Below are 21651 nucleotides of genomic sequence, written 5' to 3'. Positions count from 1 at the left end.
CCCCATGAATGACATCGCTCTGAGCGGTCTGGCCAAGCAACTGGTGCAGGCCGAACTGCTGACGGAAAAAAGCGCGCAGCAAGCCTGGCAACAGGCCCAGCGCAACCGCTTGTCGCTGGTCAGCTATCTGGTGCAGAACAAACTGGTGAAAAGCTGGCAGGTGGCCGAGATCGCCTCGGAGCATTTCGGCGTGGCCTACCTGGACCTCAACTGCCTGGACAAGGAAACCCAGCCCAAAGGCCTGGTCAGCGAAAAACTGGTGCGCCAGCACCACGCGCTGCCCCTGTGGCGGCGCGGCAACAAGCTGTTCGTGGGGATCTCCGACCCGAGCAACCAGCAGGCGATCAACGACATCCAGTTCAGCACCGGCCTGAGCACCGAGGCCATCCTGGTGGAGGACGACAAGCTCACCGACGCCATCGAAAAGTTCTTCGACACCCACGCCACCGGCCTTGAGGAGATGGCCGACGTCGACCTGGACGGCCTGGACGTCGAGTCCGTCGACGACAGCCGTCAGGACGCCATCGGCGGGCTCGACGCCGACGATGCGCCGGTGGTGCGCTTTGTCCACAAGATGCTGCTGGACGCGATCAAGAGCGGCTCGTCCGACCTGCATTTCGAGCCCTACGAAAAGAACTACCGGGTGCGGATGCGCACCGACGGCATCCTGCGCGAAGCGGCCCGGCCGCCGATCCAGCTGGCCGGCCGGATCGCCGCGCGCCTGAAGGTCATGGCCAGCCTCGACATCTCCGAACGCCGCAAGCCCCAGGACGGGCGGATCAAGATGCGCCTGTCCAAGAGCAAGTCGATCGATTTCCGGGTCAACACCCTGCCCACCCTGTGGGGCGAAAAGGTGGTGATGCGGATCCTCGACCCCTCCAGCGCGCAGATCGGCATCGACGCCCTCGGCTACGAGCCGGAGCAGAAAGACCTGTACATGGCCGCCCTCAAGCAGCCCCAGGGCATGATCCTGGTCACCGGCCCCACCGGTTCGGGCAAGACCGTGTCGCTTTACACGGGGCTGAACATCCTCAACACCGTCGACATCAACATCTCCACCGCCGAAGACCCGGTGGAGATCAACATGGAAGGCATCAACCAGGTCAACGTCAACCCGAAACAGGGGATGGACTTCGCCCAGGCCCTGCGCTCGTTCCTGCGCCAGGATCCGGACGTGATCATGGTCGGCGAGATCCGCGACCTCGAAACGGCGGAGATCGCCATCAAGGCCGCGCAGACCGGCCACCTGGTGCTCTCAACCCTGCACACCAACAGCGCCGCCGAGACGCTGACCCGCCTGCACAACATGGGCATCCCCGGCTTCAACATCGCCACCTCGGTCAGCCTGATCATCGCCCAGCGCCTGGCCCGCAAGCTGTGCAGCCACTGCCGCCGCCCCGCCGAGATCCCCCGGGAGACCTTGCTCAAGGAAGGCTTCCCCGAGGAACGCATCGGCCATTTCACGCTCTATGAGCCTGCCGGCTGCGACCACTGCAACGGCGGCTACAAGGGGCGCGTGGGCATCTACGAGGTGGTGAAGAACACCGCCGAACTGCAACGGCTGATCATGGCCGAAGGCAACTCGCTGGACATCGACACCCAGATGCGCCGGGACGGCTTCAACGACCTGCGCACCTCCGGCCTGATCAAGGCCATGCAAGGCATCACCAGCCTTGAGGAAATCAACCGGGTCACCAAGGACTGAACATGGCGGTCAAGGCAGCGAAAACCAGCGTGTACGCCTGGGAAGGCACGGACAAGAAAGGCGGCAAGGTGACCGGCGAACTGAGCGGGCAGAACCCGGCGCTGATCAAGGCGCAGTTGCGCAAGCAAGGGATCAACCCCGGCAAGGTGCGCAAGAAGTCCGCCTCGCTGCTCAGCTTCGGCCAACGCATCAAGGCCCAGGACATCGCGCTGTTCACCCGGCAGATGGCGACCATGATGAAGGCCGGCGTGCCGCTGCTGCAGTCGTTCGACATCATCGGCGAGGGCTTCGAGAACCCGGCCATGCGCAAGCTGGTGGACGAGGTGAAGCAGGAAGTCGCCGCCGGCAACAGCTTCGCCGCCGCCCTGCGCAAGAAACCGCAGCATTTCGACGAGCTCTACTGCAACCTGGTGGATGCCGGCGAGCAGTCCGGGGCCCTCGACACGCTGCTGGAACGGGTCGCGACCTACAAGGAAAAGAGCGAAAGCCTCAAGGCCAAGATCAAGAAGGCCATGACCTACCCCGCCGCCGTGGTGCTGGTGGCGGCGGTGGTCACCGGGATCCTGCTGGTCAAGGTGGTGCCGCAATTCCAGTCGGTGTTCTCCGGGTTCGGCGCCGAACTGCCGGCCTTCACCCTGATGGTGATCGCGCTCTCGGAGTTCATGCAGCAATGGTGGTGGGCGATCCTGGCGGCCCTGGTCGCCGCGTTCTTCGGCACGCGCCACGCGCTGAAACGCTCCCAGGCCCTGCGCGACCGCCGGGACGCCTGGCTGCTGAAGCTGCCGCTGGTGGGTACGCTGATGTACAAGTCCGCCGTGGCGCGGTTCGCCCGCACCCTCTCGACCACGTTCGCCGCCGGGGTGCCGCTGGTCGAGGCGCTGGACTCGGTGGCCGGCGCCACCGGCAACGTGGTGTTCAAGAACGCGGTGCTGCGCATCCGCCAGGACGTGTCCACCGGCATGCAGTTGAATTTCTCGATGCGCAGCACCGGAGTGTTCCCCAACATGGCGGTGCAGATGACCGCCATCGGCGAGGAGTCCGGCGCCCTTGACGACATGCTCGCCAAAGTCGCCGGGTTTTACGAGGACGAAGTGGATAACATGGTCGACAACCTCACCAGCCTGATGGAGCCGTTCATCATGGTGGTGCTGGGGGTGATCGTCGGCGGGCTGGTCGTGGCCATGTACCTGCCGATCTTCCAACTCGGCTCAGCGATCTGACATGCCCTTCGACGAACTGTTTGCCCTGTATCCGCTGGCCTTCGTGTGCACCGCCCTGCTGCTGGGGCTGGTGGTCGGCAGCTTCCTCAACGTGCTGGTCTGGCGCCTGCCGAAGATGCTCGAGCGCGAATGGCGCCAGCAGGCCCGCGACATCCTGGGGATGCCCGGCGAAACGCCGCTGCCCACCTACAACCTGATGCTGCCGGCCTCGCAGTGCCCGCATTGCGCCCACCGCATCCTTGCGTGGGAAAACATTCCGCTGTTCAGTTACCTGTGGCTGCGCGGACGCTGTTCGGCCTGCGCCGCGCCCATCGGCAAACGCTATCCGCTGACGGAACTGGCCTGCGGCCTGCTCACGGCCTTCATCGCCTGGCACCTGGGGTTCGGCTGGCCCGCGTGCCTGCTGACGGTGCTGACCTGGGGCTTGCTGGCGATGAGCCTGATCGACACCGAGCACCAGTTGCTGCCCGACGTGCTGGTGCTGCCGCTGCTGTGGCTGGGCCTGATCGTCAACAGCTTCGGCCTGTTCACGTCGCTGCACGATGCGTTGTGGGGGGCGGTGGCCGGCTACCTGTCCCTGTGGTCGGTGTTCTGGCTGTTCAAGCTGCTCACCGGCAAGGACGGCATCGGCCACGGCGACTTCAAGCTGCTGGCGATGCTCGGCGCCTGGGGCGGCTGGCAGATCCTGCCGTTGACCATCCTGCTGTCGTCGCTGGTGGGCGCGGTCATCGGCATCATTCTGCTGCGGCTGCGCGACCGCAACGCCTCGACGCCGATCCCCTTCGGCCCTTATCTGGCGATCGCCGGCTGGATTGCCATGCTCTGGGGTGGTCAAATGACGGCCTTCTATTGGCAGTTTGTCGGTTTGAAATGAATACCCCTGTGGAAAAACCCTGGATTCTCGGCCTGACCGGCGGCATCGGCAGCGGCAAGAGCGCGGCCGCCCAGCACTTCATCGACCTCGGCATCCACGTGGTGGACGCCGACCACGCGGCACGTTGGGTGGTCGAGCCGGGGCGCCCGGCGCTGGCGAAGATCGCCGAACACTTCGGCCCTGCCGTGCTGCAGGCCGACGGTACGCTGAACCGCGCCGCCCTGCGCAAGCTGATCTTCGAAGTGCCCGAAGAGCGCCGCTGGCTCGAAGCGCTGCTGCATCCGTTGATCGCCGAGGAAATCGCCCATCACCTGGCGCTGGCAGAATCGCCGTATGCGATCCTGGTCTCGCCGCTGCTGATCGAGTCGGGGCAATACGCGATGACCCGGCGGATCCTGGTGATCGACGCCCCCGAGCAACTGCAGATCGAACGCACCCTGCAACGCGACCAGACCAGCGAACAGCAGGTCCAGGCGATCCTCAAGGCCCAATCCAGCCGCGAAGACCGTGTGAGCCGTGCCGATGACGTGGTGGTCAACGACCGCGACCTCGCCTGGCTGCACAGCGAGGTCGAGCGCCTGCATCACTTTTACCTGACTTTATCCGGAGGCCAGCCATGAGCCAGACCCCAACCGTCAACTGCCCGACCTGCGGCGCCCCCGTGGAATGGGTGGCCGGCAACGTCAACCGGCCGTTCTGCTCGGACCGCTGCAAACTGATCGACCTCGGTGCCTGGGCCTCGGAGGAACACAAGATCCCGGTCGCCCCGGACGCCGAGGATGAGCTGTTCTCCGGCGATTTCGACCCGCGCCACTGACCCGCCGTCAGGGCCGCATGAAGCCGTAGTCCTGATCGTCGTCGAGGTTTTCCGCCAGAAAGCGCAACTCGTCGGCCAGGTCTTCGGCGTTGCGCACGGTCTTGCTCTGCTGCACCACCGCGCTGAGCAAGGCCCGCAGGCTCAGCCCCGGATCGAACCCCACCTCCTGCGCCATGTCCAGACTCTGACGCAACTCCTGCCTCGCCCACTCGTAAACGCTCATGCCGCTCGCTCCTGAAGGAATTCGAACGAGCATGAAGGCACGGCGGCCGGCGGATTTGATGTGGGTCAAGACTTGGGATCGTCGTCCTTCCAGGGCGCCGAAAGGTAGCGGGTGCGGTTGAAGGTCTCCAGCCATTCCGGGCAGAACACCACCAATGCGCTGATCACCATGCCGTTGATGAACGCCTCGGGGAAGATCAGCAGCCACAGGTAGCCGATGAAGTCTTCCAGCCATTCCGGCAGGGCGAACAGGCCGTCGTACCACAGCAGCGCCAGGCTCGACACCAGGCACAGCAGCGCCGCCAGCGCAGCGGCGAAGAAGCCGGAACAGAAGATGTACACGAACGGGTTGCGTGGCTGGGCGCGCTCGACCAGGACCGCCACGCATTCGGTGACGAGCACCGGCAACAGGATCAGCAACGTGCCGTTGACCCCCACCGCCGCCAGGTCCTGGCGCCCGAGCAGCACAAGCCCGGCCTGCGCCACCAGCCCGCCGACGATCGCCAAGGGCCAGTCCAGCAGCAGCGTCACCGCCGTCATGCCGATGAAGTGGTACGACACGCCGGTATCGAAATCCCGGCGCACCAGCCACAACAGAAACAACGCGAACACAGTGCCGAACAGCAGGTGCTGACGCCGGCTGTCGCTGAACAGTTCGACCCACGAGGCGCTCCAGACCGCCCACAGCAAGACCGGCAAATAGATCAGCCAGCCCAGGGTCAGACTCGTGGAAGACAGCAGTTCGGCACCGATCATGATTCCCTCATTTTTTGCGACAAATTCCCTTGCGGCAGCTGTGGCAGTCTACACCCCCACAACGCTGCTCAACGCAAGGCCTGAGCCCGCCGCAAACCCTCTGGGGACGATGAGGCATCCTGCCGATGCCTTTGGTGAGCAGGACCGACGCAAATCTATCTGCCTGTCGCATTTGAACGCTAAGCTTGGGCCTATGGATGACTCAGACTACCTGCGCCTGCTGACCATCGCGGCCGAGCAAGCCAACGCCTTCCTGTCCAATGCCCGCAAATGGGAGCGTGAGCGTTGGGTCTGCCAGCGCCTGCTGCAAGGCCTGAACATTCCCTATCGGGCCGATGAGTTCGCCCCGGCCGGGGAGCCGCCGGACGTCTTGTTCCGCGACGCCAATTTCGAGGTGTTCTTCGTCCTCGACGAAGGCCGCCGGCTCAACGACGAATGGCGCGACGAACTGCAGCGCCGGCGCAGCGCGTTTTCCCTGAGCCAGCTGGTGCGCCGCGAAGCCAAGCCGCGGCGGATCCCGGCCAACGAGTTCCTCCTGCGCCTGGCGCCGACCCTGCGCAAGAAGGCCCACAACTACAAGGAACGCGGCATGGACCTGGGGGAGCTGGACATCATCGCCTTCGCCAGCCTCAAGCGCGAAGTGCTGGACCTGAACAGCCATTTTCCGCCGCCGACCGAGTACCTGCGCCAGGGCTGGCGCTCGCTGTCGCTGGTCGGGCCGACCTTCGCCCGGGTGCTGTTCGCCCACCCGGACGCGCCGGACTTCCTGCGCAGCAACCTGGGGCGCAGCATCGTGTTCGACGTCGGCATCAGCCTTTAGCCCTTGGCAGGATGGCGCAAACACCGGTCGGATGTTAAAAAAGCGCAATCATTCGCCCGGATGCCCTGCGCCGTTCAACGCGCGCAGGCAAACCGCTGTAACGTCTGCGCATCCAGCAACGTCTATCCCTGACGAGGCCTCACATGACCAGCCGCCTGAACCCCGATGACCAGAAGCATGTCGAAGAGTACCTGCAACTGTCCCAGCACCGCGTCGAGCGCCGGCCTTTCCGGCCGTGGATGCTCCTGGTGCTGGTGGTGGCGGTCACCGTCGGCCTCGGCCTGTTGAGCCGACTCATCAGTTACCTGACGCTATGAGCTGCCTTGCGCTCGCTCGGGTAACCACGACAACGATTTCCTTTAGCCTTGCGAGTTGTTCCCATGTCCCATCGTATTGTCATTGTCGGCGGCGGCGCCGGCGGCCTGGAGTTGGCTACCCGTCTGGGTAAGACCCTGGGCAAGCGCGGCACCGCCAGCGTCATGCTGGTCGACGCCAACCTGACCCACATCTGGAAACCGCTGCTGCACGAAGTGGCCGCCGGATCGCTGAACTCCTCCGAAGACGAACTCAACTATGTCGCCCAGGCGAAATGGAACCACTTCGAGTTCCAGCTGGGGCGCATGAGCGGGCTCGACCGTGCCGCGAAGAAAATCCAGCTGGCCGCCACCTACGACGAAAACGGCATCGAACTGGTGCCCGCCCGGGAAGTGCCCTATGACTCCCTGGTGATCGCCGTCGGCAGCACCACCAACGATTTCGGCACCCAGGGCGCGGCGCAGCATTGCCTGTTCCTCGACACCCGCAAACAGGCCGAGCGCTTCCACCAGCAGTTGCTCAACCACTACCTGCGCGCCCATGCCGGCCAGAACGAAAGCGACGAGCAGATCAGCGTGGCCATCGTCGGCGCCGGCGCCACCGGCGTCGAACTGGCGGCCGAGCTGCACAACGCCGCCCATGAGCTGGCGGCCTACGGCCTCGACCGGATCAAGCCGGAAAACATGCACATCACCCTGATCGAAGCCGGTCCGCGGGTGTTGCCGGCCCTGCCGGAGCGGATCAGCGGCCCGGTGCACAAGACCCTGGAAAAGCTCGGGGTCAACGTGATGACCAACGCGTCGGTCAGCGAAGTCACCGCCGACAGCCTGATCACCGCCGACGGCAGCCAGATCAAGGCCAGCCTCAAGGTCTGGGCCGCCGGGATCCGCGCGCCGGGCTTCCTCAAGGACATCGACGGCCTGGAGACCAACCGCATCAACCAGCTGCAGGTGCTGCCGACGCTGCAGACCACCCGCGACGAGAACATCTTCGCCTTCGGCGACTGCGCCGCCTGCCCGCAACCGGGCACGGACCGCAACGTGCCGCCCCGCGCCCAGGCTGCGCACCAGCAGGCGTCGCTGCTGGCCAAGTCGCTGAAGCTGCGGATCGAAGGCAAGGCGTTGCCGGAGTACAAGTACACCGACTACGGCTCGCTGATTTCTCTGTCGCGCTTCTCGGCGGTGGGCAACCTGATGGGCAACCTGACCGGCACAGTGATGCTGGAGGGCTGGCTGGCGCGGATGTTCTACGTGTCGCTGTACCGCATGCACCAGATGGCGCTGTACGGGCCGTTCCGCACGGCGATGCTGATGCTCGGCAGCAAGATCGGCCGGGGCACCGAGCCGCGCCTGAAGCTGCATTGATGTAGAAGCCTGCAGGAGCGAGCCTGCCCGCGATGCGGTGATCCAGACGAAATGATCTCGCCTGGGCCGACGCCACCGCGAGCAGGCTCGCTCCCACGCAGTGACCGCAGATCCTGATTTCACCCACCCAACCCTGTGGGAGCCAGCCTGCTGGCGATGACGCCGGTGAGGTCGACACCGGGCTGGATCAAGCCGCTAATGTTCGACCCGCACCAGAGCCAGTGTTTCTCACTGTATCCCGCCCCCGCATTTCCCGCCTTCGCTTACAAACGCCTCGCCCCGCGACACAGTCGCGATACATCGGCGCCGCCTAATGGCCACACCCGAGCGCACCCGCGCCGGCAAATGCCCTTAACGCGTGGTTGCACTGAGCAACCGTAGGAGAATGCAATGTCCCGTACCTCGAAAATCGGCAAGAACTCCATTGGCCTGGTCGGCGCCGTGCTGGCCGGCGGCCTGATGCTTTCCGGCTCGGTGTTCGCCGCCCAGCCGCTGGCCCAGGGCTACATGGTCGCCTCGGCCGAAACCTCGGTGAAGACGCCGGAAGGCAAATGCGGTGAAGGCAAATGCGGCGATGCCTCGATGGCCAAGACCGACACCGATGGCGACGGCAAGGTGTCCCGCGCCGAGTTCCTGAAGGTCGCGCCGAAATCCGACTTCGACAAGATCGACACCAACCATGACGGCTTCATCGACGAGCAGGAAGCGTACAACAACGTCAAAGCCAACTTCGAAGCCAACGGCAAGAAAATGCCCAAAGGCCTGTTCGAACACCTGAAAGATCAAGACGGCGCCTGATTGCCCGCCTGATGTCCGACACACAGCCGCGCATTCTCCTACGAGAAGCGCGGCTTTTTCGTGCCCGCAGAAGTCAGAGGCGGAAACGCCGCACCATACCCTGCAAGGCATTGGCCAGTTGCGACAGCTCATGGCTGGAGGCGCTGGTCTGGTCGGCCCCGGCCGCCGAGCGCACCGACAGGTCGCGGATGTTCACCAGGTTGCGGTCCACTTCCCGCGCCACTTGCGCCTGCTCTTCGGCGGCGCTGGCAATCACCAGGTTGCGCTCGTGGATCTCGTGCACCGAGGCCGTGATGGTCTGCAGCGCCTCGCCCGCCCGTTCGGCCAGCACCAGTGTCGTGGCCGCTCGGGAGGCGCTGGCCTGCATCGACTCCAGGGCCAGGCCCGATCCGCTGCGCATGCCTTGCACCATCTGTTCGATTTCCTGGGTCGACTGCTGGGTGCGGTAGGCCAGTGCCCGCACCTCATCGGCCACCACCGCAAAACCCCGGCCGCTCTCGCCCGCCCGCGCCGCCTCGATGGCGGCGTTGAGCGCCAGCAGGTTGGTTTGCTCGGCGATCGCCCGGATCACGTCGAGCACTTTGCCGATGTCCTGAGACTGGTCGGCCAGGGACTGCACCAGCTCGCCGGTGTGCTGCACTTCGCTGACCAGGGCATTGATGGCCTCGGCGGTCTCGCCGACCCGCTCCTGCCCCAGGTGCGCCGACTCGCTGGACTGGCGCGTGGCGTCGGAGGTGGACACGGCATTGCGCGCAACCTCCTCCACCGCCGTGGTCATCTCGTTGACCGCCGTCGCCGCCTGTTCGATTTCATTGTTCTGCTGTTGCAGGCCCTGGGTGCTGTCGAGGGTGACGGCGTTCAGCTCATCGGCCGCGGTGGCCAGTTGCGTGGCCGAACCGCTGATGCCCTGCAGGGTCTCGCGCAGGTTCTGCTGCATGGTCGCCAGCGCCTTGAGCAGGCGGCTGACCTCGTCGTTGCCGCGGGCTTCGATCGGACGGGTGAGATCGCCGCCGGCCACGCTTTCGGCGGCGTCCACCGCGCTCGCCAGCGGACGCACGATGCTGCGGGTCAGCAACATGGCCAACGCCACGGTGGCCAGGGCCGCCAGCACGATGAACAGGCTGACGATGGTGCGCGAGGTCTCGTAGTGCGCGGCGGAGTTCTGGCTCTCGGCGGCGACCTGTCGGGTGAACAGATCCGCCAGGTCGCTGAGCTGCTTGCCGGAGCCGTCGACCACGGTCTTCATGTCGACCAGCAGTAGCCTGGTCAGCTCATCGCGCTTGCCTTGTTCGGCGAGGACGAAGGATTGGGCGATGCCGGTGCGGTAGGCGGCGAAGGTTTTCTTGAACTGGTCGTACAACTGCTGCCCCTCAGGGGTGACCACCAGCTTGTCGTAGGCGGCGATCTTCTCGCTCAGCTCCTTGTCGCGGGTGTCCATCTGGCTGCGGTAGGCGGCGACGTTCTTCGGATCCGGATCCAACGCCATGCGCAAGGAGATGGTGCGGATGCGCAGCATGATCTCGCGGATTTCGTCACCGCCACGGATGCTCGGCAGCCATTGGGTTTCCACCGCGACCTCGCTGTCGCGGATGCTCGACATCTGCCCCAGCGAAAACACCCCGAGCAGCGCCACCAAAACCGCGATCACAGCGAATCCCAGTGCGGCACGGGGAGCAATGTTCAACTGACGAAGCAACATGACGAACGCCCTTTTTCTTGTATTGGCCAGGTTAGAGGGCGAACGGCACGGCGGCCTGCCCCTCTTTTGCTAGCGGGCTATCGGCAAGTTGTACGATGACTTGAATGAAATTGCGTTTCTGACGGGCAAAAAAAATCCCCGCATCTTTCGATGCGGGGATTTCTTTGTATGGTCGGGGTAAGGGGATTCGAACTCCTGACATCCTGCTCCCAAAGCAGGCGCGCTACCGGACTGCGCTATACCCCGGTAAAAAAAAGGCACCTTCGAAAGGCGCCTTCTGCGAACAGAGCTTTTGGCGTCTGATCTTAAGATTCGATTCCAGCGAACTGGTTTCAAAAATGGTGGGTCGTGTAGGATTCGAACCTACGACCAATTGGTTAAAAGCCAACTGCTCTACCAACTGAGCTAACGACCCAAATATGGTCGGGGTAAGGGGATTCGAACTCCTGACATCCTGCTCCCAAAGCAGGCGCGCTACCGGACTGCGCTATACCCCGGTTTGAAATTGGCTCCGTGACCAGGACTCGAACCTGGGACCCAATGATTAACAGTCATTTGCTCTACCGACTGAGCTATCACGGAACTACATATTTCAAGTTACAACAGTGAGGCTTGCCTCACCTCCGCCACCCGTTCGCATCGCTGCGTTCGTGTGTCTGAGGCGCGCTATTCTACAACCTAGAACACCTCTGTCAACCCCCTAAATTGCTTTCAAGTTAATGATTTGCAACTTATTTCGGATTTCAACTCAGTGAGCTGAAGCCCTGCGGGTGACTGACTGCGGGGCGCACTTTACAAGCCTTTTCCTTTGAGTTCAACAGCCTGGCGAAAAAAAAGGCCTCGCGATGGGCGAGGCCTTCTTCTTTGGCGCCGAGCGTCAGCTGAACGCGATCTCGTCGTTCTCCACCACACCGGTCGCCGTTTCGCCCGGCATGAAGCGTCCGGACAGGATCAACTGCGCCAGCGGGTTCTCGATCCAGCGCTGGATCGCCCGTTTCAGCGGACGTGCGCCATAGACCGGGTCGTAGCCGACGGCAATCAGCTTGTCCATCGCCTCCGGGCTCAGCTCCAGCTTCAGCTCGCGCTCGGCCAGACGGCTGCGCAGGCGGCCCAGCTGGATCTCGGTGATGCCGGCGATCTGATCCCGCGCCAACGGCTCGAAGATCACCACTTCGTCGACCCGGTTGATGAACTCCGGCCGGAAGTGGGTGGAAATCGCGTCCATCACCGCCGCACGCTGGGCCTCGCGGTCGCCCACCAGTTCCTGGATCTGCATCGAGCCGAGGTTGGAGGTCATCACGATCACCGTGTTGCGAAAATCCACCGTGCGCCCGTGGCTGTCGGTCAGGCGTCCGTCCTCCAGCACTTGCAGCAGGATGTTGAACACGTCCGGGTGGGCCTTCTCGACTTCGTCCAGAAGGATCACCGAGTACGGCTTGCGCCGAACCGCTTCGGTCAGGTAACCGCCCTCTTCATAGCCCACGTAGCCCGGCGGCGCACCGATCAACCGCGCCACGGAGTGTTTCTCCATGAACTCGGACATGTCGATCCGCACCATCGCCTCTTCGGTGTCGAAGAGGAACTCGGCCAGCGCCTTGCACAGCTCGGTCTTGCCGACCCCGGTCGGGCCGAGGAACATGAACGAGCCGCTCGGCCGGTTCGGATCCGCCAGCCCGGCGCGGGAACGCCGCACGGCGTTGGCCACCGCCACCACCGCCTCGTCCTGGCCGATCACACGCTGATGCAGCAGGCTTTCCATCTTCATCAGTTTGTCGCGCTCGCCTTCGAGCATTTTCGACACCGGGATGCCGGTCCACTTCGACACGACTTCAGCGATTTCCTCTTCGGTCACCTTGCTGCGCAGCAACTGGTTCTCGCTCTTGCCGTGCTGGTCGACCATCTGCAGGCTGCGCTCCAGGTCCGGGATCACCCCGTACTGCAGCTCGGCCATGCGGTTGAGGTCGCCCTTGCGCCGCGCCGCTTCCAGTTCCTGGCGGGACTGCTCGATCTTCTGCTGGATCTGCGCAGAGCCCTGGACTTCGGCCTTTTCCGAGTTCCAGATCTCTTCCAGGTCCGAATACTCGCGCTCGTGGCGGTCGATTTCTTCCTGAAGCTTCTCCAGGCGCTTCTTCGCCGCGTCGTCGCTTTCCTTCTTCAGCGCCTGGGATTCGACCTTCAGCTGAATCAGGCGGCGCTCCAGACGGTCCAGCACTTCGGGCTTGGAATCGATTTCCATGCGGATGCGGCTGGCGGCCTCGTCGATCAGGTCGATGGCCTTGTCCGGCAACTGCCGGTCGGTGATGTAGCGATGGCTGAGCTTCGCCGCCGCGATGATCGCGCCGTCGGTGATCGCCACCTTGTGGTGCACCTCGTAGCGCTCCTTCAGGCCGCGCAGGATCGCGATGGTGTCCTCTTCGCTCGGCTCGTCCACCAACACCTTCTGGAAACGCCGCTCAAGGGCCGCGTCCTTCTCGATGTACTGGCGGTACTCGTTGAGCGTCGTGGCGCCCACGCAGTGCAGTTCGCCGCGGGCCAGGGCCGGCTTGAGCATGTTGCCGGCGTCCATCGAGCCTTCGCCCTTGCCGGCGCCGACCATGGTGTGCAACTCGTCGATGAACAGGATGATCTGCCCTTCCTGCTTGGACAGTTCGTTGAGCAGCGCCTTGAGCCGCTCCTCGAACTCGCCGCGGTACTTGGCGCCGGCGATCAGCGCGCCCATGTCCAGCGACAGCAGACGCTTGCCGCGCAGGCCGTCCGGCACTTCGCCGTTGATGATCCGCTGGGCGAGGCCTTCGGCGATGGCGGTCTTGCCCACGCCAGGCTCGCCGATCAGCACCGGGTTGTTCTTGGTGCGGCGCTGCAGGACCTGGATGGTGCGGCGGATCTCGTCGTCACGGCCGATCACCGGGTCGAGCTTGCCGTCTTCGGCGCGCTTGGTCAGGTCGATGGTGTACTTGTCCAGGGCCTGGCGCGATTCCTCGTGGTTGGCGTCGTTGACCGCCTCGCCGCCGCGCAGGTTGTTGATCGCGTTCTCCAGGGCCTTCTTGCTCACGCCCTGGCCGAGCAGCAGCTTGCCCAGCTTGCTGTTCTCGTCCATGGCGGCGAGCAGCACCAGCTCGCTGGATATGAACTGGTCACCCTTCTGCTGGGCCAGGCGGTCGGCCTGGTTGAGCAGGCGCGCCAGGTCCTGCGACATGTTGACGTCGCCGGTCGGGTTCTGGATTTTCGGCAGTTGGTCGAGCTCTTTGGTCAGCTCTTTGCGCAGGCTGTTGACGTCGAAGCCCACCTGCATCAACAGGGGTTTGATCGAGCCGCCCTGCTGTTCGAGCATGGCCTGCATCAGGTGCGCAGGTTCGATGCCCGGATGGTCGAGGCCGACGGCCAGGGATTGGGCATCGGACAGGGCCAACTGAAGTTTGCTGGTTAAACGGTCTATACGCATGGGGTCACCTTCCTTTTGAGCAGGTCGGATCTAGGAAACCATCCTGAATGAAGAAACCTGCCAGATACCGCTATAGATGCGGCCGATTCTGGAAGATTCAAGCGTCAGGGGATTGATGCAGGTCAGACAAGCTTAGCGGGTGCCCGGGCGGGCCGATGCGTTTCCGTTTGACGGTCGGTTGCCGGCCTCGGGCGACGCGGCATGGCAGAAACCGGCGCCTTCAGACGGCGCCGCCGGGGGCCTCCAGCCACACCAGCGAGGCGAAGCGCCCGGTGCGCGATGCGCGGCGGTAGGAGAAGAAGCGCGGGTCGCTGACGGTGCAGAAACCGCCGCCGTACACCGCCGTGACACCCCGCTCGGCCAGGCGCAGGCGCGCCAGCAGATAGATGTCGGCCATGAACTTGCCGGCGTTTTGGCTCGGGACAAAAGCGGCTGCCGCGGCGGGTAATTGATCGACGAAGACTTCCCGCACTTCCGGGCCCACTTCGAAGGCCTGCGGGCCGATGGCCGGGCCAAGCCACACCAACACGTCATCAGGCGCGGTGCCCAGGGTGTCTAGGGTGGCTTCCAGCACGCCGGCAGCCAGACCGCGCCAGCCGGCATGGGCGGCGGCGACGCGGGTGCCCGCACGGTCGCAGAACAGCGCCGGCAGGCAATCGGCCGTCATCGCGGCGCAGGCGATGCCAGGCGTGGCGGTCCAACTGGCGTCGGCGGTCGCCACCACGGCGGGGTCGGCGTGGGCCACGGCGATGCCGTGGACCTGCTGCAGCCAGGCGGGCCTGATCGAAAAGTGATCGGTGAGGCGCCGACGGTTCTCGGCGACGTCCTGGGGGCGGTCATCCACGTGATCGCCCAGGTTGAGCGTGTCGAACGGCGCCTCGCTGACACCGCCCTCGCGGGTGGTGACACAGGCCTTGACGCTGGCCGGCGCGGGCCAGTCCGGCGTCAGCCAGTTCATCCGACGAACGCCTCGCGGTCCTGCTTGAGCAGGGTCAGCAGCCAGACGAAGTCTTCCGGCAGCGGCGATTCCCAACTCATACGCTCGCCGGTGGTCGGGTGTTCCAGCTCAAGGAACCGCGCATGCAGGGCCTGACGCGGAAAATGCTTGAGGGACTCGACCATGGTCTGGCTCGCGGCCGGCGGAATGCGGAAACGGCCGCCGTAGGCCGGGTCGCCGACCAGCGGGAAGTTGATGTGCGCCATGTGCACGCGGATCTGGTGGGTGCGCCCGGTCTCCAGCTTCACCCGCACGTGGGTGTGGGAACGGAAGCGCTCCAGCACGCGGTAGTGGCTGACGGCCGGCTTGCCGCCTTCCATCACCGCCATGCGCTGGCGCTGCTGGCCGTGGCGGCCGATCGGCGCGTTGATCTTGCCGCCGGCGGTCACCACGCCGATCACGATGCATTCATAGATGCGGCTGACGGTGCGGCTCTGCAGCTGGGCGACCAGTTTGGTCTGCGCCTGGATGGTCTTGGCCACCACCATCAGGCCGGTGGTGTCCTTGTCCAGGCGGTGCACGATGCCGGCACGCGGGACGTTGACGATGTCCGGCACGTGGTGCAGCAGGGCGTTGAGCAGCGTGCCGTCGGCGTGGCCGGCGGCCGGGTGCACCACCAGACCGGCAGGCTTGTTGATCACCAGGATGTCGTCGTCTTCATAGACGATGTCCAGCTCGATGTCCTGGGCCACCCACTCGCCCTGGGCTTCCTGCTCGGCGGTCAGCTCCAGCACCGAGCCGCCGTGAACGATGTCGCGCGGACGGATGACCGCGCCGTCCACGGTCAGGCGGCCGTCTTTGATCCAGGCGGAAAGGCGCGAGCGCGAGTGCTCGGCGAAGAGTTGGGCGGCGACTTGATCGAGGCGTTGGCCGCCCAGTTCGGACGGCACCTCTGCGCGAAGTTCAATTTTATCGGACATGCTCGGACTGGGCGTCGGCACAGCCTTTGGTTTCGGCTGCGCGCTTGTGGTTAAATACGGCTTCTTTTGCCCCGAGGCTTTTCAACGGGGCGCTCATCATAACAGGACGGTCCCGCCCAAGACAGCGGCCGTCATAGGGACGCAAGCCGCCATGCAAGTGAAACACCTGCTGCTGATCGCCATCCTCGCATTGACCGCCGCTTGCTCATCGAAGGAAGTCGTAGACGAAAACCTGAGCGAAGCCGAGCTGTACCAGCAGGCCCAGAACGACCTGGACAACAGCAGCTACACCAGCGCCACCGCCAAGCTGAAGGCCCTGGAGTCGCGCTATCCGTTCGGCCGGTACGCCGACCAGGCCCAGCTCGAACTGATCTACGCCAACTACAAGAACGCCGAGCCGGAAGCCGCCAAGTCCGCCGCCGAGCGCTTCATCCGCCTGCATCCGCAGCACCCGAACGTCGATTACGCCTACTACCTCAAGGGCCTGACCTCGTTCGACCAGGACGTCGGCCTGCTGGCGCGCTTCCTGCCGCTGGACATGACCAAGCGTGACCCGGGCGCCGCCCGCGACTCCTACAACGAGTTCGCCCAGCTGACCAGCCGCTACCCGAACAGCCGCTACGCGCCGGACGCCAAGCAGCGCATGATCTACCTGCGCAACCTGCTGGCGGCCTACGAGATCCACGTGGCCGACTACTACCTGACCCGTCAGGCCTACGTCGCCGCCGCCAACCGTGGCCGCTACGTGGTGGAAAACTTCCAGGAGACCCCATCGGTGGGCGACGGCCTGGCGGTGATGACCGAAGCCTACCAGCGCCTGCACCTGGACGAACTGGCGGCCTCCAGCCTCGAGACCCTGAAGCTCAACTACCCGAACCACCCGAGCCTGGTGGACGGTCAGTTCGTGCCGTCGGTGGCCGAAGCCGACAACCGTTCGTGGCTGAGCAAGGCCACCCTCGGCCTGATCGAGTCCCGTCCGCCGCTGCCGCCGGGAGAGACCCGCGCCAACCAGGACGTGCAGAAGCAGTTCCAGGACGCGAAGGACGCGATCCCGAACGAGCTCAAGCCAAAAGACGAAAACGGCAACGTGATCGAAGAGCCGGAATCCGAGTCCGGCAGCTCCGACCGTTCGATCTTCAGCTACATGACCTTCGGTCTGTTCGACTGATCCGCAGCGGCCGCACCAGAAAGGGAGATCTTCGGATCTCCCTTTTTCGTTGCCGCGTTTGACGGGGCTGTGCGACCGGCGGACTCCTTGGCTAAACTGCCGGATCATCAGCCGAAAAGCCGCCCATCATGCTTCGTTTACTGTTCTGGATCGCCCTGATCGCCGCCGCCGTCTGGCTCTGGCGCAAGATCAAGGCCCCTGCCTCCCCCGCCCAGTCTCCCCGCGAACAGGACGCAGCGCCCATGGTGCGCTGCGCCCATTGCGGCGTGCACCTGCCCCGCGACCGTGCCCTGAGCCTCGAGCAGCAGTGGTACTGCAGCCAGGCGCACCTGGAGCAAGGCCCCGGCTCCAGTGGTCGCTGAGACCGCCGACGCCTCCGGCAAGCAGGCCCAGCGCCTGCTGCGCCTCTATCATCTCTTTCGCTTGAGCGTCGGCATCACCCTGGTGCTGCTGATATCCAGCAACATGGACAACCGCCTGCTGACGTCGGCCGACGACGAACTGCTGCGCAGCGGCAGCTGGCTGTACCTGGTGCTGAACATCCTCCTGGTGGTGTTCCTGGAGAACATCCGCCGCCCGGCGCAACTGTTCGGCCTGGCGCTGACCGACATCCTGCTGCTCTGCGGCCTGTTCTACGCGGCCGGCGGCGTGGCGAGCTCCCTGGGCAACCTGCTGATCGTCTCGGTGGCCATCAGCAATACCCTGCTGCGCCGACGGATCGGCCTGCTGATCGCCGCCGTCGGCGCCCTCGGCATCGTCGCCCTGAGCTTCCTGCTCAGTTTCGAGCATCCCCTGAGCCCCAACGACTACCTGCAGGCCGGCACCCTCGGTGCCTTGTGCTTCGCGGCGTCCCTGCTGGTGCAGGGCCTGATGCAGCGCCTGGAGGTCAGCGAGCACCTGGCCGAGCGCCGCGCCAGCGAAGTGGAAGGCCTCGAGGCCCTCAACGCCCTGATCCTGCAACGCATGCGCACCGGCATCCTGGTGCTCGACGAACAGCGCCGCATCCAGTTGGCCAACCACAGCGCCAAGGCCCTGCTGGGCCGACAGCACCTCGACGGGCAACTGATCGACGACTGCGCACCGGGGCTGGTCGAACGTCTGCAACTGTGGCTGAGCAACCCGAGCCTGCGCCCCCAGAGCCTGAAGATGCCCGGTGACGGCCCTGTGCTGCAACCGAGCTTCATCGCCCTGGAGCAGAGCCCGGGACGCCAGACCCTGGTGTTTCTCGAAGACCTCGCGCAGATCGCCCAACAGGCCCAGCAACTGAAGCTGGCGGCGCTCGGGCGCCTGACCGCCGGCATCGCCCACGAGATCCGCAACCCGTTGGGCGCCATCAGCCATGCGGCGCAACTGCTGGGCGAGTCCGAGGAACTCGACGGCGCCGACCGGCGTCTGACGCAGATCATCCAAGACCACTCCCAGCGCATGAACCGAGTCATCGAAAACGTCCTGCAACTGTCCCGCCGCCAGCAAAGCGAACCGCAGCGGCTGGATCTCAAGCCCTGGCTGGAACGCTTCGCCGCCGAGGCCCGCGAGCAGGCGACCGCCCGTCAGTCGCTGCACGTGCACATCGGCGCCGGCGACTTGCGCACCCTGATGGATCCCGACCAACTGACCCAGGTCCTCGACAACCTGGTGCGCAACGGCTGGCGCCACAGCGGCGCGCTGCACGAACAGGCCGAAGTCTGGCTGGAGCTGTCCCTCGACCCCGAATCCCGCCAGGCCGTGCTGCACGTGCAGGACAACGGCCCGGGTGTGGCGCCCGAGCAGCAGGCGCACCTGTTCGAACCGTTCTTCACCACCAGCAGCCAGGGCACCGGCCTTGGGCTCTATCTGTCCCGTGAGCTGTGCGAAAGCAATCAAGCGCGCCTAGACTTCAAACCACGCCAAGGCGGCGGCTGCTTTCGCATCACCTTTGCTCACGGACGGAAACAAAGTTGACTACGAGCCCACGGCAAAAAGTCCTGATCGTCGACGACGAGCCGGATATCCGCGAACTCCTGGAAATCACCCTGGGACGGATGAAACTCGACACCTTCAGCGCGCGCAACCTGGCCGAGGCCCGGGCGCTGCTGCACCGCGAGGCCTTCGACCTGTGCCTGACGGACATGCGCCTGCCCGACGGCACCGGGCTTGAGCTGGTGCAGCACCTCCAGCAACGTTATCCACAGCTGCCGGTGGCGATGATCACCGCCTACGGCAGCCTGGAAACCGCGATCAACGCCCTGAAGGCCGGGGCCTTCGACTTCCTCACCAAACCGGTGGACCTTGCGCGCCTGCGCGAACTGGTCGCCAGCGCCCTGCGCGTGCCGGCGGCGGGCGGCGTCTCATCGATCGAACGGCGGCTGCTGGGCGACTCCCCGCCCATGCGCAACCTGCGCAAGCAGATCGACAAGCTCGCCCGCAGCCAGGCGCCGGTGTACATCAGCGGCGAGTCCGGCAGCGGCAAGGAACTGGTCGCACGCCTGATCCACGAACAGGGGCCGCGGGCCGGCCAGCCGTTCGTGCCGGTCAATTGCGGGGCGATCCCTTCGGAGCTGATGGAGAGCGAGTTCTTCGGCCACCGCAAAGGCAGCTTCAGCGGCGCGGTGGAGGACAAGCCCGGCCTGTTCCAGGCGGCCCACGGCGGCACGCTGTTTCTCGACGAGGTGGCGGATCTGCCGCTGTCTATGCAGGTCAAGCTGCTGCGGGCGATCCAGGAAAAGGCCGTGCGCAGCGTCGGCGGCCAGCAGGAAACCGTTGTCGATGTGCGCATCCTTTGCGCCACGCACAAGGATCTGGACGCCGAGGTCGCCGCCGGACGATTCCGTCAGGATCTGTATTACCGCCTGAACGTGATCGAACTGCGGGTGCCCTCCCTGCGCGAGCGACGCGACGACATCGAAGCGCTGGCCGGCCAGATGCTCAAGCGCCTGGCCAACAGCACCGGCCAGCCGGTGGCGCGCCTGCACCCGCAAGCGCTCGAGGCCCTGAAGAACTACCGCTTCCCGGGCAACGTGCGGGAACTGGAGAACGTCCTCGAACGGGCGCACACCCTGTGCGAAAACCGCACGATCGAAGCCGACGACCTGCGCCTGAGCGAAGGCAACTGCGCGGCCGAGGGCGGCATCGCCGACCTGACGCAGATCGACAACCTGGAGGACTACCTGGAAAACGTCGAGCGCAAGCTGATCCTGCAAGCGCTCGAGGAAACCCGCTGGAACCGCACGGCGGCGGCGCAACGCCTGAACCTGTCGTTCCGCTCGATGCGCTACCGCCTCAAGAAACTGGGGCTGGACTGAGGCCCTTTAAGGGAGCGACTGTCTTGTCCTGCGGTGCCTTGACTGACGCCTTCGCGGGCAAGCCCGCTCCGGGCGGCGATCCGACGATGGCGGCCTCGCCGACGCGCCGAGTGCCGGCTAGATCCGCCCCTGCGGCGCATACGGGGCCGGATCGATGATCGGCGCCCGCCCCAGCATCACATCGGCGAACAACTGACACGACGCCGGCGCCAGCACCAGCCCGTTGCGGTAATGCCCGCAGTTGAGCCACAGCCCGTCAAAGCCCGGCACGGCGCCGATGTAGGGAACGCCTTCCGGCGAGCCCGGCCGCAGGCCGGCCCAATGCCCCACCACCTCGGCGTCGGCCAGCGCCGGCAGCAGCTCCACCGCCGAAGCCTTCAGGCTGGCCAAGGCCACGTCGGTCGGCGTCTTGTCGAAGCCTTCATGCTCCAGCGTGCTGCCGATCAGGATGTGCCCGTCGCGGCGCGGAATCGCATAGCGCCCCTTGGCCAGCACCATGCTCGGCAAAAAGTCCGCCGCACATTTGTAGAGGATCATCTGGCCTTTGACCGGCTCGACCGGCAACGTCAGGCCCAGGGTCTTGAGCAGTTCGCCGCTCCAGGCGCCGGTGGTCAACACCACCTGATCGCCGCGGATCACGCCCACCGAGGTCTCGACGCCGACCACCCGGCCCGCTTCGCGGACGAATCCACCGACTTCGCACTGCTCGCGGATGGTGACGTTCGGCAGGGCCTGCAACGCCGCCTTCAGCGATTTGACCAGGCGCGGGTTGCGCACGTTGGCCACGTCCTCCATGTAGACGGCCCGGGAGAACCCGCCGCCCAGCGCCGGCACCGCGTCGTGGGCCGCCGAGATATCCACAGGCCGCAGCGGACGCCCTTCCCGTTCGGCCCAGGCCAGCGCCTCGGCCTCGTCGTCCAGGTCCAGCCAGTACAGGCCGGTGGTGTGCACTTCAGGGTCGACGCCGGTGGCGGCGAACAGGCGCTCGCCCAGCTGTGGATAAAAATCCTGCGACCAATGCGCCAGGGCGGTCACCGCCGGGCTGTAGCGCCACGGATAGAGCGGAGACACGATGCCGCCGCCGGCCCAGGACGATTCCCGCCCCAGGTCCGACCGATCCAGCAGCACCACGCTGCCCACCTCGCTGGCGAGGTTGTACGCGGTGAGCAGGCCAATCACCCCGCCACCGACAATCACCACTTGCTGTTGCCTGGTCATCTCAGTTCCAACCGTTAAATAGACAGCGGGCGCAC

20 protein-coding genes and 4 tRNA genes are annotated in these 21651 nt (G+C 65.1%); 13 read left to right on the top strand and 11 right to left on the bottom strand.

Annotated features, from left to right (window positions below; all coding sequences use genetic code 11):
• Window positions 1-4 precede the first annotated feature (4 nt).
• Genes pilB through yacG form a run of 5 tightly spaced genes read left to right on the top strand, consistent with a single transcriptional unit; the run spans window position 5 to window position 4616 of the window.
• The gene (gene pilB / locus KVG96_RS01465; RefSeq protein WP_217890553.1) at window positions 5-1705 is read left to right on the top strand and encodes a type IV-A pilus assembly ATPase PilB; all 1701 of its coding nucleotides are present in this window, start codon (window positions 5-7) and stop codon (window positions 1703-1705) included.
• A gap of 2 nt (window positions 1706-1707) precedes the next feature.
• Window positions 1708-2925 (top strand): type II secretion system F family protein, encoded by a 1218-nt coding sequence (locus tag KVG96_RS01460; protein ID WP_217890552.1) that lies wholly within the window; start codon window positions 1708-1710, stop codon window positions 2923-2925.
• A gap of 1 nt (window position 2926) precedes the next feature.
• Window positions 2927-3799 (top strand): prepilin peptidase, encoded by an 873-nt coding sequence (locus tag KVG96_RS01455; protein WP_217890551.1) that lies wholly within the window; start codon window positions 2927-2929, stop codon window positions 3797-3799.
• Complete coding sequence (gene coaE / locus KVG96_RS01450; RefSeq protein WP_217890550.1) at window positions 3796-4419, top strand: dephospho-CoA kinase; 624 nt, start codon at window positions 3796-3798, stop codon at window positions 4417-4419. The genes KVG96_RS01455 and coaE overlap by 4 nt, the downstream gene beginning before the upstream one ends.
• Window positions 4416-4616: a DNA gyrase inhibitor YacG gene (yacG, locus tag KVG96_RS01445; protein WP_085584230.1), complete on the top strand. Its 201-nt coding sequence runs from the start codon at window positions 4416-4418 to the stop codon at window positions 4614-4616. The genes coaE and yacG overlap by 4 nt, the downstream gene beginning before the upstream one ends.
• 7 nt (window positions 4617-4623) lie before the next feature.
• On the opposite strand, the gene KVG96_RS01440 is transcribed toward yacG, so the two are convergent.
• On the bottom strand, window positions 4624-4839 hold the full coding sequence (locus tag KVG96_RS01440) for a hypothetical protein (protein ID WP_085584228.1): 216 nt from the start codon (window positions 4837-4839) through the stop codon (window positions 4624-4626).
• 65 nt (window positions 4840-4904) lie between these two features.
• Window positions 4905-5594 carry an energy-coupling factor ABC transporter permease gene (locus KVG96_RS01435; protein WP_217890549.1) on the bottom strand — a complete coding sequence of 230 codons (690 nt, stop codon included), beginning with the start codon at window positions 5592-5594 and terminating at the stop codon, window positions 4905-4907.
• 193 nt (window positions 5595-5787) lie between these two features.
• Here KVG96_RS01435 and KVG96_RS01430 point away from each other — a divergent pair, with 193 nt between their 5' ends.
• The 4 genes from KVG96_RS01430 (at window position 5788) to KVG96_RS01415 (ending at window position 8891) form a co-directional block, all read left to right on the top strand.
• Entirely contained in the window at window positions 5788-6414 is a 627-nt protein-coding gene (locus KVG96_RS01430) for a DUF1780 domain-containing protein (protein WP_003228301.1), read from the top strand.
• A 143-nt stretch (window positions 6415-6557) separates the two neighbouring features.
• Window positions 6558-6731 (top strand): DUF3094 family protein, encoded by a 174-nt coding sequence (locus KVG96_RS01425; RefSeq protein ID WP_085584224.1) that lies wholly within the window; start codon window positions 6558-6560, stop codon window positions 6729-6731.
• A gap of 63 nt (window positions 6732-6794) precedes the next feature.
• Window positions 6795-8093, top strand: a complete 1299-nt coding sequence (locus KVG96_RS01420) for an NAD(P)/FAD-dependent oxidoreductase (RefSeq protein WP_085584222.1) — start codon at window positions 6795-6797, stop codon at window positions 8091-8093.
• Window positions 8094-8483: 390 nt separating this feature from the next.
• Window positions 8484-8891 (top strand): HvfA family oxazolone/thioamide-modified RiPP metallophore, encoded by a 408-nt coding sequence (locus KVG96_RS01415; protein WP_085584220.1) that lies wholly within the window; start codon window positions 8484-8486, stop codon window positions 8889-8891.
• A 73-nt stretch (window positions 8892-8964) separates the two neighbouring features.
• Here KVG96_RS01415 and KVG96_RS01410 read toward each other — a convergent pair whose 3' ends face one another.
• The 8 genes from KVG96_RS01410 to rluD form a co-directional block, all read right to left on the bottom strand.
• Window positions 8965-10590, bottom strand: coding sequence for a methyl-accepting chemotaxis protein (locus tag KVG96_RS01410; protein ID WP_217890548.1), 1626 nt, complete (start codon window positions 10588-10590; stop codon window positions 8965-8967).
• Window positions 10591-10759: 169 nt separating this feature from the next.
• Window positions 10760-10836 (bottom strand) — tRNA-Pro (locus tag KVG96_RS01405).
• A gap of 93 nt (window positions 10837-10929) precedes the next feature.
• Window positions 10930-11005, bottom strand: a tRNA-Lys gene (locus KVG96_RS01400).
• A gap of 5 nt (window positions 11006-11010) precedes the next feature.
• A tRNA-Pro gene (locus KVG96_RS01395) sits at window positions 11011-11087 on the bottom strand.
• A 9-nt stretch (window positions 11088-11096) separates the two neighbouring features.
• Window positions 11097-11172 (bottom strand) — tRNA-Asn (locus tag KVG96_RS01390).
• Window positions 11173-11467: 295 nt separating this feature from the next.
• Window positions 11468-14032 (bottom strand): ATP-dependent chaperone ClpB, encoded by a 2565-nt coding sequence (clpB, locus tag KVG96_RS01385; protein WP_217890547.1) that lies wholly within the window; start codon window positions 14030-14032, stop codon window positions 11468-11470.
• Between the two features lie 220 nt (window positions 14033-14252).
• The gene (gene pgeF / locus KVG96_RS01380) at window positions 14253-14990 is read right to left on the bottom strand and encodes a peptidoglycan editing factor PgeF (protein WP_217890546.1); all 738 of its coding nucleotides are present in this window, start codon (window positions 14988-14990) and stop codon (window positions 14253-14255) included.
• Window positions 14987-15949: a 23S rRNA pseudouridine(1911/1915/1917) synthase RluD gene (gene rluD, locus KVG96_RS01375; RefSeq protein ID WP_085584315.1), complete on the bottom strand. Its 963-nt coding sequence runs from the start codon at window positions 15947-15949 to the stop codon at window positions 14987-14989. The genes pgeF and rluD overlap by 4 nt, the downstream gene beginning before the upstream one ends.
• 151 nt (window positions 15950-16100) lie before the next feature.
• Here rluD and KVG96_RS01370 point away from each other — a divergent pair, with 151 nt between their 5' ends.
• The 4 genes from KVG96_RS01370 (at window position 16101) to KVG96_RS01355 (ending at window position 20398) form a co-directional block, all read left to right on the top strand.
• The gene (locus KVG96_RS01370) at window positions 16101-17117 is read left to right on the top strand and encodes an outer membrane protein assembly factor BamD (RefSeq protein ID WP_217890545.1); all 1017 of its coding nucleotides are present in this window, start codon (window positions 16101-16103) and stop codon (window positions 17115-17117) included.
• A 128-nt stretch (window positions 17118-17245) separates the two neighbouring features.
• On the top strand, window positions 17246-17479 hold the full coding sequence (locus KVG96_RS01365) for a PP0621 family protein (RefSeq protein ID WP_085584210.1): 234 nt from the start codon (window positions 17246-17248) through the stop codon (window positions 17477-17479).
• A complete protein-coding gene (locus KVG96_RS01360) occupies window positions 17469-19058 on the top strand; it encodes a sensor histidine kinase (protein ID WP_217890544.1) in 1590 nt (529 codons plus the stop codon). The genes KVG96_RS01365 and KVG96_RS01360 overlap by 11 nt, the downstream gene beginning before the upstream one ends.
• On the top strand, window positions 19055-20398 hold the full coding sequence (locus tag KVG96_RS01355; protein WP_217890543.1) for a sigma-54-dependent transcriptional regulator: 1344 nt from the start codon (window positions 19055-19057) through the stop codon (window positions 20396-20398). Before KVG96_RS01360 ends, KVG96_RS01355 begins: the two co-directional genes overlap by 4 nt.
• A 117-nt stretch (window positions 20399-20515) precedes the next feature.
• Here KVG96_RS01355 and thiO read toward each other — a convergent pair whose 3' ends face one another.
• Window positions 20516-21616: a glycine oxidase ThiO gene (gene thiO / locus KVG96_RS01350; RefSeq protein ID WP_217890542.1), complete on the bottom strand. Its 1101-nt coding sequence runs from the start codon at window positions 21614-21616 to the stop codon at window positions 20516-20518.
• Window positions 21617-21651: the final 35 nt, after the last annotated feature.

Origin of the sequence: Pseudomonas ekonensis (assembly GCF_019145435.1) — a bacterium.
GTDB lineage: Bacteria > Pseudomonadota > Gammaproteobacteria > Pseudomonadales > Pseudomonadaceae > Aquipseudomonas > Aquipseudomonas ekonensis.
Note: the sequence above shows the minus strand (reverse complement) of the source record. Positions and strands in the feature narration are given on the sequence as shown.

Bases quoted from the DNA above. Each gene is read 5' to 3' on its own strand.
- pilB (WP_217890553.1), top strand. From the start codon at position 5: ATGAATGACATCGCTCTGAGCGGTCTGGCCAAGCAACTGGTGCAGGCC.
- KVG96_RS01460 (WP_217890552.1), top strand. From the start codon at position 1,708: ATGGCGGTCAAGGCAGCGAAAACCAGCGTGTACGCCTGGGAAGGCACG.
- KVG96_RS01455 (WP_217890551.1), top strand. From the start codon at position 2,927: ATGCCCTTCGACGAACTGTTTGCCCTGTATCCGCTGGCCTTCGTGTGC.
- coaE (WP_217890550.1), top strand. From the start codon at position 3,796: ATGAATACCCCTGTGGAAAAACCCTGGATTCTCGGCCTGACCGGCGGC.
- yacG (WP_085584230.1), top strand. From the start codon at position 4,416: ATGAGCCAGACCCCAACCGTCAACTGCCCGACCTGCGGCGCCCCCGTG.
- KVG96_RS01440 (WP_085584228.1), bottom strand. From the start codon at position 4,839: ATGAGCGTTTACGAGTGGGCGAGGCAGGAGTTGCGTCAGAGTCTGGAC.
- KVG96_RS01435 (WP_217890549.1), bottom strand. From the start codon at position 5,594: ATGATCGGTGCCGAACTGCTGTCTTCCACGAGTCTGACCCTGGGCTGG.
- KVG96_RS01430 (WP_003228301.1), top strand. From the start codon at position 5,788: ATGGATGACTCAGACTACCTGCGCCTGCTGACCATCGCGGCCGAGCAA.
- KVG96_RS01425 (WP_085584224.1), top strand. From the start codon at position 6,558: ATGACCAGCCGCCTGAACCCCGATGACCAGAAGCATGTCGAAGAGTAC.
- KVG96_RS01420 (WP_085584222.1), top strand. From the start codon at position 6,795: ATGTCCCATCGTATTGTCATTGTCGGCGGCGGCGCCGGCGGCCTGGAG.
- KVG96_RS01415 (WP_085584220.1), top strand. From the start codon at position 8,484: ATGTCCCGTACCTCGAAAATCGGCAAGAACTCCATTGGCCTGGTCGGC.
- KVG96_RS01410 (WP_217890548.1), bottom strand. From the start codon at position 10,590: ATGTTGCTTCGTCAGTTGAACATTGCTCCCCGTGCCGCACTGGGATTC.
- clpB (WP_217890547.1), bottom strand. From the start codon at position 14,032: ATGCGTATAGACCGTTTAACCAGCAAACTTCAGTTGGCCCTGTCCGAT.
- pgeF (WP_217890546.1), bottom strand. From the start codon at position 14,990: ATGAACTGGCTGACGCCGGACTGGCCCGCGCCGGCCAGCGTCAAGGCC.
- rluD (WP_085584315.1), bottom strand. From the start codon at position 15,949: ATGTCCGATAAAATTGAACTTCGCGCAGAGGTGCCGTCCGAACTGGGC.
- KVG96_RS01370 (WP_217890545.1), top strand. From the start codon at position 16,101: ATGCAAGTGAAACACCTGCTGCTGATCGCCATCCTCGCATTGACCGCC.
- KVG96_RS01365 (WP_085584210.1), top strand. From the start codon at position 17,246: ATGCTTCGTTTACTGTTCTGGATCGCCCTGATCGCCGCCGCCGTCTGG.
- thiO (WP_217890542.1), bottom strand. From the start codon at position 21,616: ATGACCAGGCAACAGCAAGTGGTGATTGTCGGTGGCGGGGTGATTGGC.